This window comes from Amycolatopsis sp. NPDC050768 (assembly GCF_040654155.1).
Taxonomy (GTDB): domain Bacteria; phylum Actinomycetota; class Actinomycetes; order Mycobacteriales; family Pseudonocardiaceae; genus Amycolatopsis.
On the sequence record NZ_JBFAHL010000016.1, the window covers coordinates 103,810 to 120,285 of the forward strand.

Consider the following 16,476-nt stretch of genomic DNA (forward strand, 5'->3'; position numbering starts at 1 on the left):
AGGCTGCCACCCGCGAATACCGAGCAGGAATGGAGAAGCACTGGTCACGGGTGCGCGCCTACCGTTCCAGCCATGACCTCAATCGACACGATCACCCTCGAAGTGACCGATCCCACCGCCGCCGAACGCTTCTACGCCGACGCCTTCGGGCTCGGCTCCCGCCTGCGTCTGCGGGCGTCGCAGAAACCGTCCGACGGCTTCCGCGGCTTCACGCTCTCGCTGACGGTTTCCCAGCCCGCCAACGTCGACGCCCTCATCTCCGCTGCTCTGAAGGCCGGCGCCACGACGCTCAAGGCCCCCGCGAAATCCATGTGGGGCTACGGCGGCGTCGTCCACGCGCCCGACGGCACGATCTGGAAGGTCGCGACCTCGGCCAAGAAGGACACCGGCCCAGCCGCGCGGGAGTTCGACGCCATCGTGCTCCTGCTCGGCGTGGACGACGTGGTGGCGAGCAAGAAGTTCTACGCCTCGCGCGGGTTGAGCGTGGGGAAGAGCTTCGGCCGCATGTACGTCGAGTTCGAGACGGGCCCGGTGAAGCTGGCCCTGTACCGCCGCCGCGCGCTGGCGAAGGACGCCGGCGTGGCCCCCGCGGGGACGGGTTCGCACCGGATCGCGGTGGTCGGCGGAGAGGAAGCTTTCACGGACCCGGACGGTTTCGCGTGGGAAACCACCGCGTCGGCCGAGGTGTCTTGATGTGCCGCTACCGGTTGTACGCGATGGCCCGGCCGGGGTCTGCCGAGGAGAAAGATCCTTGAAGAGATCGCGCCGACGAACGCGTTATGGCGGCCGGCCGGGTCGAGGAACCGAACCGGGCGACCCGTCTCGACGGAGAAGAGGAAGTCCCGGCTCAGGCCGCCGTTATGTCCACTTCGGACAGCGTGCTGCCCTGACCGGCCCACGATTCCCGCGAGGCGCCCGGAAAGACATCGTCGAGCATTGCGCCCACCACCCGGCCCGGGGCCGAAACCCCGGGCCGGACAGTTTCACTTCACCAGCTCGTCGAACATCCCCGCCTCGTACGACCCACCCGGGTTGCGCACGATCACGTTCATCCGGTTGGCCGCGTTGATCATCGACACCAGGCACACCAGCGCCGCGATCTGGTCGTCGTCGAAGTTCTTGCGGACGTGGGACCACGTTTCGTCCGAGACGCCCGCCGAGTCGGCCATGCGGGTGGCCTCCTCGGTCAACGCGAGGGCCGCGCGCTCGGCTTCGGTGAACACGGTGGACTCGCGCCACGCCGCCACCAACGCGAGGCGCACCGCGGTTTCGCCGGCGGCCGCGGCGTCCTTGACGTGCATGTCGACGCAGAAGCCGCAGCCGTTGAGCTGGCTGGCGCGGAGGTTGACCAGCTCCTGGGTGGCCTTGGGCAGGGCCGAGGATTCGAACAGGAGGCTCGCGGAGGCGAAGCGCTTGGCGAACTTCGTGGCGAACTCGTTCTCGAACAGGTTCATGCGGGTCATGGAGTCGTCCTCACTCGTCGTTTCGTGAACTGATGCCCACCAGATGCCGGCGACGCCGCCGTTGTGACATGTCACGAAACACAGCCGGGCGGCGTCTGGTGGGGGACGCTGTCGATACCGAAGGGGGAAGCGCATGGCCGACCGCAGCACGGAGCTGTTCCTCACGCACCGCAACCTGCTGTTCACCATCGCCTACGAGATGCTCGGCTCGGCCGCCGACGCGGAGGACGTGCTGCAGGAGACGTGGCTGCGGTGGGTGGACGTCGACTTCGACGCGGTGCAGAACCACCGTGCGTACCTGGTGCGCATCACCACGCGCCAGGCGCTGAGCCGGCTGCGGACGCTGGGGCGCCGCAAGGAGTCCTACGTCGGGCCGTGGCTGCCGGAGCCGTTGCTGACCGCGCCGGACGTTGCCGAGGACGTGGAACTGGCCGACAGCGTGTCGATGGCCATGTTGCTCGTGCTGGAGACGCTCACGCCGACCGAACGCGCGGTGTTCGTGCTGCGCGAGGTGTTCGACCTGGGCTACGGCGAGATCGCCGACGCCGTCGGCAAGAGCGGCGCCGCCGTGCGGCAGATCGCGCACCGCGCGCGGGAGCACGTGGCCGCCCGCCGGCCGCGCGGGCCCGTCTCGCGCACCGCCACCCGCGATGCCCTCGACGCCTTCCAGCACGCGATCGAAACCGGCGACCTGCAGCACCTGCTCGACATCCTCTCCCCGGACGTCGTCTTCCTCGGCGACGGCGGCGGCGTCAAGCAGGCCGTGCTCAAGCCCGTGGTCGGGGCCGAACGGGTGGCGCGCATCCTGGGCGCCGGCCTGGGCCACCTCGCCACGTCCACCCGGCTGCCCGCGCAGGTCAACGGCTACCCCGCCCTCACCGTCCACTTCGACGGCGCCCTCGACACCGTCCTGGCCCTGCGCATCGACGACGGACTCGTCACCGGCATCTACGCGGTGCGGAACCCGGAGAAGCTGTCGCACATGGACAAGGAGTGGAGCCTGCAGCGATAGGCGAGGCCGGAATGTTTGCCCGGCCACCGGATTTTGTCGGTGCCCGCGGGTAAGTTCGATGACATGGCAACAATGGTGACGTTCCACGCCCACCCCGACGACGAGTGCATCGTGACCGGTGGCGTGATGCGCAAGGCCGCCGACGACGGGCACCGCGTGGTGCTGGTGGTCGCGACGCGCGGCGAGGTGGGCGAGGTGCCCGACGGGTTCCTCGGCGACGGCGAGCAGCTGTGGGAGCGCCGCGTGCGCGAGACCCACGCGGCGGCCGAGGTGCTCGGCGTCAAGCGCGTGGAGTTCCTGGGCTACCGCGACTCCGGGATGATGGGCGAGCCGACCAACGACGCGCCGGGCGCGTTCTGGCGGGCGTCGATCGAGGAGGCGGCCCAGCGGCTGGCCGAGATCCTGCGTGAGGAGGACGCCGAGGTCCTCACGGTCTACGACGACTACGGCAACTACGGCCACCCCGACCACATCCAGGTCCACCGCGTCGGCCTGCGCGCCGCCGAGCTGGCGGGCACGCCGCGCGTCTACCAGGCGACCGCGAACCGCGACCACATGCGCCGCGGGATGGAGCTGGCGGTGGAGATGGGGGCGATTCCGCGGGAGGCGGTGCCGGACGTCGACGCGCAGGAAAAGTTCGGCAAGCCCGAGGAGGAGATCACGGCGGCGGTCGACGTCAAGCCGTTTCTCGCCGCGAAGCGCGCGGCCATGCGGGCGCACCCGAGCCAGATCAGCGAGGAGTCGTGGTTCCTCGCGATGCCCGACGAGGCGTTCGGCCACGCGTTCGGCATCGAGTGGTTCATCCGCGCCGGCCACGGTCCGGGGATCACGGAGACGGACCTGATGGCGGGCCTATGACACGGCGGCGGTGACGTCGAGCTCCACCAGCTGGCCCGGATAACCGAGGCACGTCACGCCCAGCAGCGTGCTTGCGGTGCTGAACGCCGGCCCGATCGCCGAGCCGGTGAACCGGTCCCAGACGGCGGAGAGCACGGCGCGCTCGGCCGTGGCCACGTAGATCACCGCGCGGACCACGTCGTCGGCGGTGGCGCCCGCGGCCGCGAGCGCGGTGGCCCTGTTGGCGACGACCTGGTTCACCTGCGCAAGCACGTCGCCGCCGACGACGGCGCCGTCCAGCCCGAGCGGGCACTGGCCGGCGAGGTGCACGGTCGTGCGGCCCGAGACCGTGGTCACGTGGTGGTAGCCGGGCGTCGCGTGCAGGGTCGGCGGGTTCTGCCGTTCAATGGTCACGGGGCCGCATGGTGGTGCACCCGCCGCCTGGCCGGCCAGCGATTTTCGGGGGCTCGGGAGGACAGATGCGCAGGACCGTGGACTGGGCCGAGGGCGCCGTCGTGATCATCGACCAGGTCGCGCTGCCCGGCGCGTACCGGACGCTGGAGCTGCGGACGGTCGACGAGCTCGTCGACGCGATCCAGCGGCTCGCCGTGCGAGGTGCTCCCGCGCTGGGCGCCGCCGGGGCGCTGGGTGTCGCGCTGGCGGCGTTCGCGGGTGGCTCGGACGACGCTGTGCGGGCCGAAGCCGAACGCCTCGCGAGCGCCCGCCCGACGGCCGTCAACCTCCGCTGGGGCGTCAGCCGTGCCCTCGGCAAGCTCCACGACGGCCCCGAAGCCGTGCTCGCCGAGGCCCTGGCCATGCTCGACGAGGACGAACACCTCAACCGCACCGCGTCGGGCCACGCGGCGGAAGTCGTGCTGCGCGAGACCACCCGCCGCCCGCTGCGGCTGCTGAGCCACTGCAACGCGGGCCACCTCGCCACCGTCGCGTGGGGCACGGCGCTCGGCGTCGTCTGGCACCTGCACGAGCGGGGCCTCGTCGAGTCGGTGCTGGTCGACGAGACCCGCCCCCTCCTGCAGGGCTCCCGCCTCACCGCGTGGGAACTCGCCCAGGCCGGCGTCCCCCACCGCGTCCAACCCGACGGCGCCGCCGCCCTCGCGATGTCCCGCGGCCTCGTCGACTGCGTCCTCGTGGGCGCCGACCGCATCGCCGCCAACGGCGACGTCGCCAACAAGATCGGCACCTACAGCCTCGCCATCGCCGCCGCCCACCACGGGGTGCCGTTCGTGGTCGTCGCCCCGGAGTCCACTGTGGACGCCTCGATCGCCACGGGCGCCGACATCGAGATCGAAGAGCGCCGGGCTTCGGAGCTCACCGACTTCGGCGGCGTCCGCATCGCTCCCGACGGCGCCGAGGTCTTCAACCCGGCCTTCGACGTGACGCCGGCCGCGCTCATCACGGCGGTGGTGACGGAAAACGGCGTCCGACTCCCTCAGCCGACTCCGTAGACCGCGACGGTTCCCTTGCCCTGCAAAACGATCCGGTCGCTCGTCGCGGCAGTTACCCCACGAGCGACCGGTACAACTCCAGGTGCGCCCGCGCGGCAGCGGCCCACGTGTGGCGCTCAGCCAGAGCCACACCCGCCGCGCGGTCTTCCGGTCCGGAATCCAGCGCTGCCTCGATCGAGGCGGCGAAGCCGTGCGGCGTGGCAGCGAACCGGGCCACCCCGCCGAAAACCTCGCGCAGCACCGGGAGATCACGCGCCACCAAAGGCACTCCCGCAGCCAAAGCCTCCATCGCCGCCAGACCGAAGCCCTCCTTCGTCGAGGGGAAGGCGAACACCGCGGCCGACCGGACCAGCGACGGCAGCGAGTCGTGCGCAACCGGCCCCAGCACCACCGGATCCACACCCAGCGCGGCCGCCCGCTTGTCCCAGCGCTCGCGGTAGTCGCGGTAGTCGAAGAGCGTTTCGCCGCCCGCGATCACCAGGCGCACCGCGGGGTCGAGCAAAGCGACGGCCTCCAGCAGGTCCAAAGAACCCTTGCGCGGCTCGATACCGCCGACCGCGAGCACATACCGGCCGAACCGCGCCCGCCAATCCCCGTACGGCGCCGAAGAAAACCGCGCAGCATCAACGCCGTTGGGAATCACGGTGGCTTCGATCCCCCAGCCCGCGCGCACCTCGGCGGCCACCGACGCCGACACGCACACGTGCGCGAACGGCCGCGTGATCGCCCGTTCGTGACACGCGGCCAGCTCGGGCGTGGTGAACGTGTCGAGGTGGTGCACCGTCCGCACGCACCGGTCCACGGCGTTGGCCGAGATGCAGTCCTGCGCGTGCACGATGTCGTACTCGCCATCAGGGAAAGCCGCCCCCAAAACCGCGATCGAGCGCACGATCCGGGAGCCCACCGACTCACCCGGCACCTCGGGAAACGGCACGACCATCGTCGTCACCCGCGGATCCACCGGCCGGAAGAACCCACTGTCACCACCACGGCCCAGGGTCCACACCGTCACGTCCGCACCGAGCGCGGCCAGGGCCTCCGCCAGCGCCAGCGTGTGCACCACGCCGCCGCGGGGTTTCGTCGAATAGCTCAGCAACGCGATGCGCAACGTCAGCCCTCCCGGTACGCGAAAGGTTTGCGTTCCCCCAGGTGGTGCAGCACGCGGCGGGCGTTCGCGACTTCCCCCGCCACGTCGACCTCGGCCACCGCGAGCCCCGCCTTCGACCAGGTGCGCGCCAGGATCTCGCCACCGGGGCCGACGACCTTGGCCTGGCCGAGGAACCGCATGCCACCCATCGCGCCGGTCTGGTTGGACGACACGAGAACCACCTGGTTCTCCGCGGCGCGCGCCTGGTCGTACAGGTCGAACAGCCGCGACTGGCGGTCCTGCGCCATCCGCGGTGCCCGGTCGGTGATGCTCGTCGGCCACGCCGAGAGGCACGCGACGATCTCCGCGCCGTCCACCGCGAGCGAGCGCGCCGACTCCGGGAACGTCTTGTCGTAGTCGATCAGCATCCCGACGCGCCCGGCGGGGGTGTCGAACGCGGTGAAGGAATCCCCCGCGTCGTACGCGACGCTCTCTCCCGGCGGCTGGTGCACCTTCCGGTGGTGGCCGAGCACACCGTCGCCCGTCACGCACACGGCCGCGTTGTAGCGGCGCGCACCGTCGGCCTCGCAGTAACCCACGCACACGGTCATCTCCGCGGCCAAAGCCTGCACCGTTTTCAGCTCGGGGCAACCGGGTTCGAGCGCCGGCGGCAGCGCGTCCGGGTCGGGGTGGCGCAGGTCGGCGAGGTAGCCGCCGAGCGCCGCGTCGGGCAGCACCAGCAGGTCGGCGCCGCTCTGGCGCGCGTGGTCGATCAACGTGGCGATGCGCCGCAGGTCGAACTCGAGGTCACGCCCGAAGTGCGCGGCCACGGCGGCGATCCGGAGCCGGCTCATTCACCCACCCACGGCATACGCGGCGGGCCGGCGGTCGGCCAGGTGCGCCATCGCCCGGCGCGCGCCCGCCAACGCAGCGGCGACGTCCAGCTCGGCGATCGCCAGCCCCTCGCCCACGCCCGTGTCGGCCAGCACCTCACCACCCGGGTCGACGATCTTCGCGCTCGCCACGAACCGCAGGTCGCCGAAGGTGCCCGACTGGTTGGCCGAGACCCACACGATCTGGTTCTCCAGCGCGCGCGCCCGGTCGAACAGGTCGAACCGGCGCTTCCACCGGTCCTCGGCGAGGTCGGCACTCGGGTTGGTCCGGCTGCCCGGCCACGCCGACATGCACACCACCACCTGCGCGCCATCGAGCGCCAGCGCCCGCGCCGACTCCGGAAACGCCTTGTCGTAACAGATCATCATGCCCAGCCGGCCCACCGGCGTGTCGAACGCGGCGAACCCGCTGCCCGCGCCGTAGCTGGCGTCCTCCGACAACGGCTGGTGCACCTTCCGGTGGTGCCCCAGCACGCCGTCGCCGGTCACGCACACGGCCGAGTTGTAGCGCCGGTCGCCGTCGCGCTCGCAGTACCCGGCCGTGACCACGAGGTCGCCCGCCAGCTCGGCCAGGCGGCGGATCTCCGGGCCCGCCGGGTCGAGCGCGGGCGGGCCCTCCGCGTCACCGTCGAGGTTCGCGAGGTACCCGCCGAGCGCCGCCTCGGGCAGCGCGAGCAGCCCGACGCCCTCTGCCCTGGCCTCGGCGATCAGCTTCTCGATCCGCGCGAAGTCGCCCTCGACGTCGCGGTCGAAGGGCGCCGCCACCGCGGCCATCCGCACCGTGCTCATGTTCTCTCCTCGGTCATGCTGCCTCCCCCAACCCTGTGACCCCGCCGTCCACGACGGTGGTCACCTCGCCGTCCGGCCACCGCAGCCGCACGCCGGATCCCGCCACGAGCTCGCCGCATTCGGCGGTCACGGCGGCGCGGGCCGGAGCGGGCGCCCCGGCCGTGAGCATCGCGAAGCCCGGGAAGCAGGTGAACCAGTCGCCCACCGTCGTCCCGGCCGGGCGCGGCACCTTCGTGACGTCCAGCACCGCGCCGCAGCCCGACGCCTCGGCGAGCATCCCGAGCGTGCCGGCGAGGCCCGCCATCGACACGTCCTTCGCCGCCGCGGGCCGCGCCCGGGCGACGGCGCCGAGCTGGTCACGCAGCTCGGGTGTGCGCCGTGAGCTCGTCGAATCCCATTGCCGCCCGGTGTAGCCGGGCCGCCAGCGGCCTTCGAGGTCGGCGGTCAGGTACACCGCCTGGCCGGGTTGTCCGCCGCCACCTGGCACCGGCTCGGCAGCGCGGCCCAGCGCGGTGACGGCCAACGACGCCGGGACGCCGAACTGCGTGTGCCCGCCGAGCACCGGCACCCCGTACGCGGTGCTCGCCTTCCGGAGTCCGGAAAGGACTCTCGCCGCGAACGACGCGTCCCGCGCGCCCAGAGCGTCCAGCAGCGCAACGGGTTCCGCACCCATCGCCGCCAGGTCGTTCACGTTCACCAGCACCGAGCACCAGCCCGCCCACTCCGGATCGCGCTCGACCATCGACGGCACGATCGCGTCGCACGCCGCGACGAGATCGCTGCCCGGAATCGGCACGCCGTCGTCGCCGAAGAAGCCCGGGCTGCCGGTGAGGCCGGGCAACAGTGTCCCCAGTGGACGTTTGGTGGCCTGCGCCAACGCGGCCACTCGGCCGATCGGCCAGCGCATCAGGACGTGCCGGACATCCGCGACCGTGACCGGCCGGACGTGCTGCCAGCCCAGCCGTGTGAACATCCGCTCGTTCTGCACCTGCACGGTCGCCTCGAACCGCAGCGCGCCTTCCGTTTCGGCCCGGGCGCACGCGGCTCGCACGAGAGCGCGTCCGACACCGTGCGGGCTGCCCGGCGCGACGACCAGCCGTCCACCGGTCCACCAGCCGAAGTCCGGGCCGTCTTGTGCCGGGCCGAGCCGGACGCCGCCGAGCACGGTGCCGGCGGCGTCGCGCGCCACGAGCACCAGCGTCCGCGGGTCGGTGTCGCGGTCGTCGACGTCATGGCTCGCGAACAGGCCTTGGCGCTCGACAAACGTCTCGTGCCGCAAAGCCCGGTACGCCGTCAGTCCACTGTGGTCGGCCGGTTCGATTCGGAACTCCGGTGGGGAAGCGGCGCTACGGGAATCGCCGAGCAACGCCAGGATGTCGTGCTCCACTTCAGCCTCCCGCCGCACTGAGCACGCTGCACGCTCCGCAAGCCGCGCAACCCGCTCCCTGGTCCGCCCCGGTCATCCCCGCGGCCCGCAACAGCTCAGCCACCCGCAGCGTCACGTCACGCACCAACGCAGGCGTTGGGGCCACGGCGCCGTCGCGTCGGGCAAGCGTGCCGAGCATCGGCCGCATCGGTACCACGAACGGGTACACGCCCCGCTCGATCAGCCGACCGGCGCCCGCGACGAGCTCGTCCGGATCCTCACCGAGGCCGATCAGCAGGTACGTCGACACGCGGTTGGGGCCGAACACGCGCACGGCCTCGTCCCACGCCGCCTCGTACTCCGCCATCGGCACACTCGACTTGCCGGGCATCCACCGGCGGCGCACGTCCTCGTCGAGCGACTCCACGTGGATGCCGATCGACGTCGCGCCCGCCTCGCGCAGCTCGGTCAGCACGGCGAGGTCGCCTGGCGGCTCGATCTGCACCTGGATCGGCAAGCCGGGCACGGCGTCGAGCACCGCGCGCACGCAGCGCACGAGGTGCCGGGCCCCGCGATCCGGCCCGGCCGTGGTGCCGGTGGTCAGCACCATCTGCTTGATCCCGTCGAGCCGCACGGCCGCTTCCGCGACCTCGGCGAGCTGCGCCGGGGTCTTGGCCGCGACCGTCGAATCGGCGTGAAGCGACTCTTCGATGGTGCAGAACCGGCAACGCTGGTCTTCGACGTAGCGGATGCAGGTCTGCACGACGGTGCTCGCGAGCACGTCCTTCCCGTGCAGCAGCGCGATCTTGCGATAGGGCACCCCGTCCTCGGTGGACAGGTCGTAGAACTTCGGCCGGGCCACGGGTTCGACCGAGAGGCCGAGGTCCAGCGAGCCGCGGAACACGCGACCTTCCCGTACTTGGTAGGGACTTTCGTCGTTCAGCGGCAGCGTGGCGTTGGCACCGTCGACGACCAGGTGCCCGTCGTCACTCGGCCCGGCGCCTTTGCTGCGCTGCACGGGTGCGTCCATCCGCACCCCGCGGACGGCCATGTCGGCGCGGGTGTCCAGAATATCTTCGGTGTCGATGTCAGTGGTGCCAACGCGCACGCCCGCCTCCTAGAACATGTACGTGGAGTTGATGATCGCGCCCTTGCGCGCGTAGTGGATCAACGCGTCCTGCACGTCGAGCGGGTGCGCCGGGATCACGCCTTCGATGAGGTCTTCCTCGCGGGCGCCGTGCAGCGAAAGCCCGAAGCGGCAGCAGTAGACCTTGCCGCCCTCGGCGATGAACGTCTTGAGCTGGTCGTTGATGTTCAGCTCGCCGGGGAACGCGGCGTTGCCGGTGGTGGGGAACCCGCGCGTGGCCAGGCAGTTGAGCGAGCCCGGGCCGTAGAAGTAGATCGCGGTCTCGAAACCCTTGCGCAGCGCGCGGGTCGCCTGCAGGATCGCGACGAAGCTCACCGACGACTCGTGCGCGATGCCGTGCACGAGGGTGAAGTACGTCTCCCCGTTCTCCGCCTGGTAGTCGGGGAAGATCTTGGTGGCGCCGTAGAGGTTCGAACCCTGCGGCAAAGACGGGTGCGGAATCTCGTCGAGGCTGGTCTTCTCGAGGTCGGTCAGCTCGGCCATCGGTCATTTCCCTTTCTTCGGTCCGTACAGCACCTCGAACGTGCTCCGGAAAACGTGGTCGGCCAGCTCGCCGTCGCCGACCACCGCGGTCAGCTTCGCGAGCTCGCCCTCGTGGTCGCCCCACGGCTCGTCGGAGGCGAAGAGCACGCGGTCGTGCCCGATGCCGCGCCGGGAGATCTCCTCGGCGAGCCAGCGCGGCGTGAAGCCGATCGCCCAGGACAGGTCGGTGTAGACCTGTTTGCCGGCGGCGATCCAGTCGAAGAAGCGGCCGCCGGCGAGCTTGATGTGCCCGCTCATGCCGCCGCCGAAGTGCACGAGGTGCAGCTTCGCGTGGTCGGCGTACTCGTCGACGAGTTTTCCCACTTCGTCCACATCGGACGCGGCGCCGGGCGAGGTGTGGACGTGGACGACTAGGTCGTGCTCGCGGGCGGTGGCGAAGATCTTGTCGAGCTGGGGTTTGCAGGCCGGGTCGCTCGCGCGGCCGCCGAGGAGGAAGCTGAGCTTGAGCGCGCGGACGCCGGGTTCGCCGGCGAGCTTGAGTGCCTGGTCGGTTCTCGCGGCGTCTTCTTTCCGGGGCGACACCCACAGAGCCGCGGCGAGGCGGTCGTCCTTTTCGGATGCTTCGACGCAGAGCTCGTTGAAGGAGAACGCGATTTCCGGGTCGGGCACGCCGTAGTTGGGGATCACGAGGGCGCGTTCGGTGCCCTCACGGTCCAAATCGGACAGTAGCTCGTCGATCGTCGCGCGCGCACCGACGGCCGGGGCGACCGGCGGGCCGCCGTAGAAGGGGTACGCGGGCAGCACGCCGAGGTGGCGGTGGGCGTCGGCGATCCAGCGCATCACGCGACCGTCCTCGGAGCGACCCAGTCGTCGGCCGGCTCGGTGTTTCGTGGCGTGCCGGAGATCCAGCGGACGTCGGCCGCGCGCTCGCCCGCGACGATGCGTCGCGCCAGGTATTCCGCGTCGGCACCGACGCCGCAGAACCGGCCGGAGCCCCAGGTGTGCTGCCACGGCAGGCCGAGGAAGAACAGACCCGGGCAGGTCGTGACGCCGCGGCGGTGCGTCGGGTAGCCCTTGCCGTCGAACACGGGAACGTCGATCCAGCGGTGGTCCCGGCCGAATCCGGTGCTCCAGACGACGGCGGAGATCCCTTTCGTGTCAAGGGTTCGCGGCTCGTCGTCCGGCTGCCAGACGGGGGTGTAGCGGGGTTCTGGTGGTGCTTCGATGTTCGCCCGGGTGAGGTAGGCGTCGATCGAGTCCTTGATGCCTTCGGACACGGCGTCTGCCGCGTCGAGGTTGCGCCGGAGATCGGGGGCGAAGGTCAGGGTGTGGTCGCGGACGTCGGTGAGGCGCCCGTAGAGCTGCATGCCCTCGCGGGCGAACGCGCGCAGGTCGATGTCGTGGCCGCCGTCGCGTCCGGTGACGTAGTGGTTGGCACGGAACCGGACGGCGTCGGCGTCGGCGAACTCGTCGATTCCCCTGGCGTAGTAACCCATGTCGTCGAGCCAGGCCACCACGTCGCGGCCCCGGTAGCGCCGCGCCACCCGCGGCGCCGACCCGACCGCGAGGTGCACGCGGCGGCCGGCGAGGTGCAGATCCTCGGCGATCTGGCAGCCGGACTGGCCGGTGCCGACCACGAGCACCTCGCCGTCGGGCAGCTGCTCCGGGTTGCGGTACTCGGAACTGTGCAGCTGCGTCGTGGTGGCCGGCAACCGCTCGGCCAGCCGCGGCTTGAGCGGCACCTGGTACGGGCCGGTCGCCACCACGACGTGGTCCGCCGTCAGCTCACCCTGCGTGGTGGCCACGCGGAACCCGCCACCGGGCACCTTCGTCAGGCGCGTGGCCTCGACCCCCTCGACGATCGGCACGTCGAAGGATTTCTTGTAGTCTTCGAGGTAGGCGACGATGTCGTCGCGCACCATGAACCCGTCCGGATCACCGCCCGGGTAGGGGAAACCGGGAAGCCGGCACTGCCAGTTGGGCGTCACCAGGCAGAAGCTGTCCCAGCGGCGTTCTCGCCACTCGTGCCCCGCGCTCGCGCGCTCGAGCACCACGTGCCCGACCCCGGCGGTCGTCAGGCACTGGGACATCGAGAGCCCCGCCTGTCCGCCGCCGATCACGATCACCGGCCGGTGCAGGCCGTCGAGCTGGAAGTTCATGCCGCACAGTGCACCGCCGGGCGGAGTCCGAACCGTTTCATCCGGAACACCGCCGTGTTACATGCACCGCGCAGAGTTACGGTTCCCGGCGGTGTGCGTTAACACGATTTCGGGTGGGGGTAAGAAATCGCGCCGCCCGCCTCACCCGATCGAGTGACGTCAGGCAGGACAACCCTTCAGGCTTCTCGGGCGTGTGAGCTCAGAACGCCCCTCCGCGGGCGCAGCCCGGCGAGCGAGCGAGGGAACTCGAGTGGGACGCTGGATCACGAAGAACGGCCAGCACATCTACATCAAGGGCAGCGGCAAGGGTGTCGCTGTCGCAGTCGCCGGCCTGATGTTGTTCGGTGGTGCTGCGGGGGCCGGAGCGCTCAGCGGTGCCGCGGGCGGAGCCGCCGTGGATGCGGCAGCTGAGTCGCTGGCCGGGAACACCGCAGGCGACGTCGTGGACTCGCTGCCGGGACGCTCGCTGAAAGCCCGGACCAAGTCCGGGCAGGAAAGCGCACGCAAGGGCGATGCCAAGAACGCGTGGAGCCGGCTGAAGTTCAAGGAGCTCAAGCGCAAGGTCGAACGCAAGCTCGAACCGGAGGCCGACTGCTTGGTCGCCGCGTCGGGCCGGGTCCGAGAGTTCCTGGCCAAGACCCCGTGCACATCGCTGGACCGGATGCTCCTGGCCGTCGGAGACGGTCGTGGCAACGCGGCTGTCGTCTCGGTGGTGCGTGTCGGGTTCAAGACCAAGGCTCAGGCAGGCAAATTCCGTCAGGTCGAGACTGTGCAGGGCATTGGGGACGTCCGCCCGTTGGAGGCCGCCGTGACGCTCGGGCTGGCCGGTGTCCGCATGACGGGCCTCAACTACTCCGACCGTCCCGACGGCACCGGCTTGGTCGTCGCCGAAGCAGATCAAGCCACTGGGCACGTGCCGCGTGAGACCTTGCAGGCGCTCGCCGAGGTCGCCGCGTACCTGCCGGTGAAGTAAACGAAACAGGGCCCTTCCGCCGACAACGGAAGGGCCCTGTTTCACCACCTCAAGGCCGTGGCCCCACAACCTCCGCGCCATCCGTGATCGTGATCGCCATCGCCGGGCAGGAGTCGGCGGCGTCGAGGGCGGTCTCGTCCGGCGGGACGGTGTCGGCCAAGGTGTGGGCGACCGGGCCGTCCAGGGCGAAGAGCTCCGGCATCAGCGAGGCGCACATGCCGGAGCCGATGCATGTGTGTTCGTCGACTTCCACTTTCCAGGTCATCGTCACCACCCGATCGGCATGGAGCGTGGTCCGCGGACCAGCATCTGGGTCTTCCACACGATATCGCCGGCGAGGTGGAGGTTCGGCATTTCGCGCGTGAGAGCTTTCAGCGCCTCCTGCAGCTCCAGGCGGGCGAGCGGCGCGCCGAGGCAGTGGTGCACGCCGTGGCCGAAGCCGAGGTGGTGGGTGTCCTCGCGGTCGAACACGAGGGTGTCCGCGTCGCCGAACTGGAGGCGGTCGCGGTTGGCCGCGCCGATCGCGACGAGCACCGGTTCGCTCTCGCGGACGAGCACGTCGCCAACCTGCACGTCTTCGGTGGCGTAGCGCGCGAAGCCGGCGCCGGCGCCCAGGGGGACGAAGCGCAGCAGCTCCTCGACGGCGGTGTTGATCAGCGACGGGTCTTCGACGAGCTTCTTCCACTGCTCCGGCTGGTCGAGCAGCGCGTAGACGAAGTTCGGGATCTGGCTCGCCGTGGTCTCGTGGCCGGCGATGAGGATGCCGACGCACAGGTCGACGAGCTCCAGCTCCGTGAGCCGGTCGCGCACGTCGCGCGCCTCGATCAGCGCCGTCATCAGGTCGTCCTGCGGCTGCTCGCGGTGCTGCGCGATCAGGCCTGACATGTACTCGCGCAGCTCCTCGCGGTTGCGCTCGGCCTCCTCGGCGGTCAGGCCGCTCGTGGTCAGCGCCGCGTCGCTCCACACACGGAACTTCGGGCGGTCCTCGGCCGGCACGCCGAGCAGCTCGCAGATCACCGCGACGGGGATCGGCAGCGCGTACGCGTCGACCAGGTCGGCCGGCTGCCCGGCCGCCTTCATGTCCTCGATCAGCCCGGTCGCCAACTGCTCGACACGCGGCCGCAGCAGCTCCACGCGCCGGACGGTGAACGCCTTCGCCACCAGCGTGCGCAGCCGCGTGTGGTCGGGCGGGTCCATGGAGAGGATCCCGTTGGTCCGCCGGTGCGCGGTCATCCGCGGCTCGTCCTTCTCCACGGACATCGCGCGCGAGAACCGCCGGTCTCCCAGCACGAGCCGGGCGTCGGCGAACCGCGTGGCGAGCCAGGCCTGCTCACCGTGCGGCATCTGCACGCGGATCATGCCCTCTGCGTCGCGGGCGGCGGCATACGCCGCGTTGAGCGCGAGCCCCGCCTCTTCGTTGAACGGGTACGCAAGCGGCTCCGACTGCGTGGTGGTCATGTGGAGAACTCCCAATCTGACGGAAAGTCCGGTTTGTAAGCACGCGCTTACAACCACGGTACCGAGTCGGCCCCGGCTTGTCAGCCGCTGCGCAGCGGCTGACAACGTTACTTTCCGTGACCACCGATGGGCGCGCTCGAACCCGGCCCCGGTGCCCGGCGAGTTACCGCGGGCCGTCCCCCCGCGTGTGGCCGCCGGTGAAGATCCCCGTGTCGGGATCGAGGTGCCCGTGCAGTACCTGCTCGTGCACGCCCGGCGGGATGGCCGGCGCCTCGGGCGCGGTCCCGGTCCACTCCCCCAGGTCACCGCCGCCGGCGACGACCTCGTCCAGGAACTCGCGAACGGGCAGCGAAGACGGCGGAAGGAACGCCGGCAACCCGTTGCGCGGCACGGCGATCACACTCGGGATGCACGCCTTGTCGAAGTCGCCGTCCTCGAGGAAAGCGACGCTGTTGAACGGCACGATCCAAGCCAGTTCGTGCTCCGACACGTACTCCTCTTCCACGACGAGCCGCCCGACCACGGGGTGGATGAGCTCCGGGCCGACCTGGTCGGCGATGAACCGCGTCGCGATCGCCACGGCGTCTTGCTTCTGCATGTGCTCCGCCTGTCCGAATCAGCCGTTGAAGTGCTGGTCTGCCTTGAGCCAGTCCTGGTAGACCGGGTCGATGTTGTTGCCCGCGGCCGGGGCGGCCGGGACCGGCACCGGGTTCGGCGCGGGAGCCGCCGCCGGCGGAGGTGTCCACCCGGGCGGCGGGCCCAACGCGGCGTGCTCCGGCGGGTCGTAGCGGAAGTACTGCACGTTGCGCGGGTCCACATCGAGCTTGCCGAGCTTGCCGGACTGCCCGTCGAGGAAAACGACGCCCTTGTCGGTGTTGATCACGTTCATCACGTGGGAGCTGCGGTCGTCGCGGACGACGATGACGTAGCCCTTGCTGTTGGGGTGCTCACTGGCCTTGTCGATGACCTGGTCCCAGTTGTCCAGGTCGGCCGGCCGGTCGGCGTTCGGGTTCTTCTGCCGCAGCGGGTGGTTCGGCCCGACGGAGGTGCCGATCTGCTGGTCCGGGGGCAGCTTCGGCGCGGGTTTGACCTTGCCGCCCAGCATCTCGTCAACGGACGTGATGGCCAGCGTGCAGTTCTTCCCGTCCTTGGTCGGGTTCAGCTTGTTGAGGTTCGGGTAGTACTTGCTCGCGAAATTGCCCGCGCCGAGGGTGTCGGCGTTGATCGACGGTTTGGTCGTGCCACCCGGGCCGGCCGAGGCCTTGACCTTGTTGCCGGGGACGAAGACGCCGCCGACCTTGTTGAAGAACGAGCTGGTGGTGTCGCCGAGACCGTGCACCGGC

The 16,476-nt window shown here is 70.7% G+C and carries 19 protein-coding genes; 5 read left to right on the forward strand and 14 right to left on the reverse strand.

Translation table 11 applies throughout. The annotated features are described in order from the left end of the window. Window positions 1–72: 72 nt before the first annotated feature. A complete protein-coding gene (locus AB0H62_RS36890) occupies window positions 73–693 on the forward strand; it encodes a glyoxalase (protein WP_360591261.1) in 621 nt (206 codons plus the stop codon). A 290-nt stretch (window positions 694–983) separates the two neighbouring features. Here the strand turns inward: AB0H62_RS36890 and AB0H62_RS36895 are convergent, their stop codons facing one another. Continuing rightward, window positions 984–1,463, reverse strand: coding sequence for a carboxymuconolactone decarboxylase family protein (locus AB0H62_RS36895; RefSeq protein ID WP_220243128.1), 480 nt, complete (start codon window positions 1,461–1,463; stop codon window positions 984–986). A gap of 133 nt (window positions 1,464–1,596) precedes the next feature. Here AB0H62_RS36895 and AB0H62_RS36900 point away from each other — a divergent pair, with 133 nt between their 5' ends. After that, window positions 1,597–2,475 (forward strand): RNA polymerase sigma-70 factor, encoded by an 879-nt coding sequence (locus AB0H62_RS36900; protein ID WP_220243129.1) that lies wholly within the window; start codon window positions 1,597–1,599, stop codon window positions 2,473–2,475. Between the two features lie 63 nt (window positions 2,476–2,538). Further along, window positions 2,539–3,333: a PIG-L family deacetylase gene (locus tag AB0H62_RS36905; protein ID WP_220243130.1), complete on the forward strand. Its 795-nt coding sequence runs from the start codon at window positions 2,539–2,541 to the stop codon at window positions 3,331–3,333. On the opposite strand, the gene AB0H62_RS36910 is transcribed toward AB0H62_RS36905, so the two are convergent. Continuing rightward, window positions 3,328–3,726 carry a RidA family protein gene (locus AB0H62_RS36910; protein WP_360591264.1) on the reverse strand — a complete coding sequence of 133 codons (399 nt, stop codon included), beginning with the start codon at window positions 3,724–3,726 and terminating at the stop codon, window positions 3,328–3,330. The genes AB0H62_RS36905 and AB0H62_RS36910 overlap by 6 nt on opposite strands. A 65-nt stretch (window positions 3,727–3,791) precedes the next feature. Between AB0H62_RS36910 and mtnA the strand changes: the two genes are divergently transcribed. Further along, on the forward strand, window positions 3,792–4,778 hold the full coding sequence (mtnA, locus tag AB0H62_RS36915) for an S-methyl-5-thioribose-1-phosphate isomerase (protein WP_360591266.1): 987 nt from the start codon (window positions 3,792–3,794) through the stop codon (window positions 4,776–4,778). Between the two features lie 52 nt (window positions 4,779–4,830). Here mtnA and AB0H62_RS36920 read toward each other — a convergent pair whose 3' ends face one another. Genes AB0H62_RS36920 through AB0H62_RS36955 form a run of 8 tightly spaced genes read right to left on the reverse strand, consistent with a single transcriptional unit; the run spans window position 4,831 to window position 12,702 of the window. Next, the gene (locus tag AB0H62_RS36920; RefSeq protein ID WP_220243133.1) at window positions 4,831–5,886 is read right to left on the reverse strand and encodes an MSMEG_0565 family glycosyltransferase; all 1,056 of its coding nucleotides are present in this window, start codon (window positions 5,884–5,886) and stop codon (window positions 4,831–4,833) included. A 2-nt stretch (window positions 5,887–5,888) separates the two neighbouring features. After that, on the reverse strand, window positions 5,889–6,719 hold the full coding sequence (locus AB0H62_RS36925; protein WP_360591268.1) for a carbon-nitrogen hydrolase family protein: 831 nt from the start codon (window positions 6,717–6,719) through the stop codon (window positions 5,889–5,891). Beyond that, complete coding sequence (locus AB0H62_RS36930; protein ID WP_220243135.1) at window positions 6,720–7,547, reverse strand: carbon-nitrogen hydrolase family protein; 828 nt, start codon at window positions 7,545–7,547, stop codon at window positions 6,720–6,722. Window positions 7,548–7,560: 13 nt separating this feature from the next. Then, a complete protein-coding gene (locus AB0H62_RS36935) occupies window positions 7,561–8,934 on the reverse strand; it encodes an MSMEG_0567/sll0787 family protein (RefSeq protein WP_220243136.1) in 1,374 nt (457 codons plus the stop codon). A 1-nt stretch (window position 8,935) separates the two neighbouring features. Then, window positions 8,936–10,021 (reverse strand): MSMEG_0568 family radical SAM protein, encoded by a 1,086-nt coding sequence (locus tag AB0H62_RS36940; RefSeq protein WP_255638316.1) that lies wholly within the window; start codon window positions 10,019–10,021, stop codon window positions 8,936–8,938. A gap of 9 nt (window positions 10,022–10,030) precedes the next feature. After that, window positions 10,031–10,543 (reverse strand): MSMEG_0572/Sll0783 family nitrogen starvation response protein, encoded by a 513-nt coding sequence (locus AB0H62_RS36945; RefSeq protein WP_220243137.1) that lies wholly within the window; start codon window positions 10,541–10,543, stop codon window positions 10,031–10,033. A gap of 3 nt (window positions 10,544–10,546) precedes the next feature. Next, window positions 10,547–11,383, reverse strand: a complete 837-nt coding sequence (locus AB0H62_RS36950) for an amidohydrolase family protein (RefSeq protein WP_360591405.1) — start codon at window positions 11,381–11,383, stop codon at window positions 10,547–10,549. Beyond that, window positions 11,383–12,702: an MSMEG_0569 family flavin-dependent oxidoreductase gene (locus AB0H62_RS36955; protein ID WP_360591271.1), complete on the reverse strand. Its 1,320-nt coding sequence runs from the start codon at window positions 12,700–12,702 to the stop codon at window positions 11,383–11,385. The genes AB0H62_RS36950 and AB0H62_RS36955 overlap by 1 nt, the downstream gene beginning before the upstream one ends. A gap of 250 nt (window positions 12,703–12,952) precedes the next feature. Here AB0H62_RS36955 and AB0H62_RS36960 point away from each other — a divergent pair, with 250 nt between their 5' ends. Continuing rightward, window positions 12,953–13,675: a hypothetical protein gene (locus AB0H62_RS36960; RefSeq protein ID WP_255638317.1), complete on the forward strand. Its 723-nt coding sequence runs from the start codon at window positions 12,953–12,955 to the stop codon at window positions 13,673–13,675. 49 nt (window positions 13,676–13,724) lie between these two features. Here AB0H62_RS36960 and AB0H62_RS36965 read toward each other — a convergent pair whose 3' ends face one another. From AB0H62_RS36965 to AB0H62_RS36980, 4 genes are all read right to left on the reverse strand, one after another. Further along, window positions 13,725–13,940 carry a ferredoxin gene (locus tag AB0H62_RS36965; protein WP_220243139.1) on the reverse strand — a complete coding sequence of 72 codons (216 nt, stop codon included), beginning with the start codon at window positions 13,938–13,940 and terminating at the stop codon, window positions 13,725–13,727. Window positions 13,941–13,942: 2 nt separating this feature from the next. Beyond that, on the reverse strand, window positions 13,943–15,133 hold the full coding sequence (locus AB0H62_RS36970) for a cytochrome P450 (protein WP_360591274.1): 1,191 nt from the start codon (window positions 15,131–15,133) through the stop codon (window positions 13,943–13,945). 163 nt (window positions 15,134–15,296) lie between these two features. Beyond that, window positions 15,297–15,731, reverse strand: a complete 435-nt coding sequence (locus AB0H62_RS36975) for a YrhB domain-containing protein (RefSeq protein WP_360591276.1) — start codon at window positions 15,729–15,731, stop codon at window positions 15,297–15,299. An 18-nt stretch (window positions 15,732–15,749) separates the two neighbouring features. Next, a complete protein-coding gene (locus AB0H62_RS36980) occupies window positions 15,750–16,472 on the reverse strand; it encodes a toxin glutamine deamidase domain-containing protein (RefSeq protein ID WP_255638732.1) in 723 nt (240 codons plus the stop codon). Window positions 16,473–16,476: the final 4 nt, after the last annotated feature.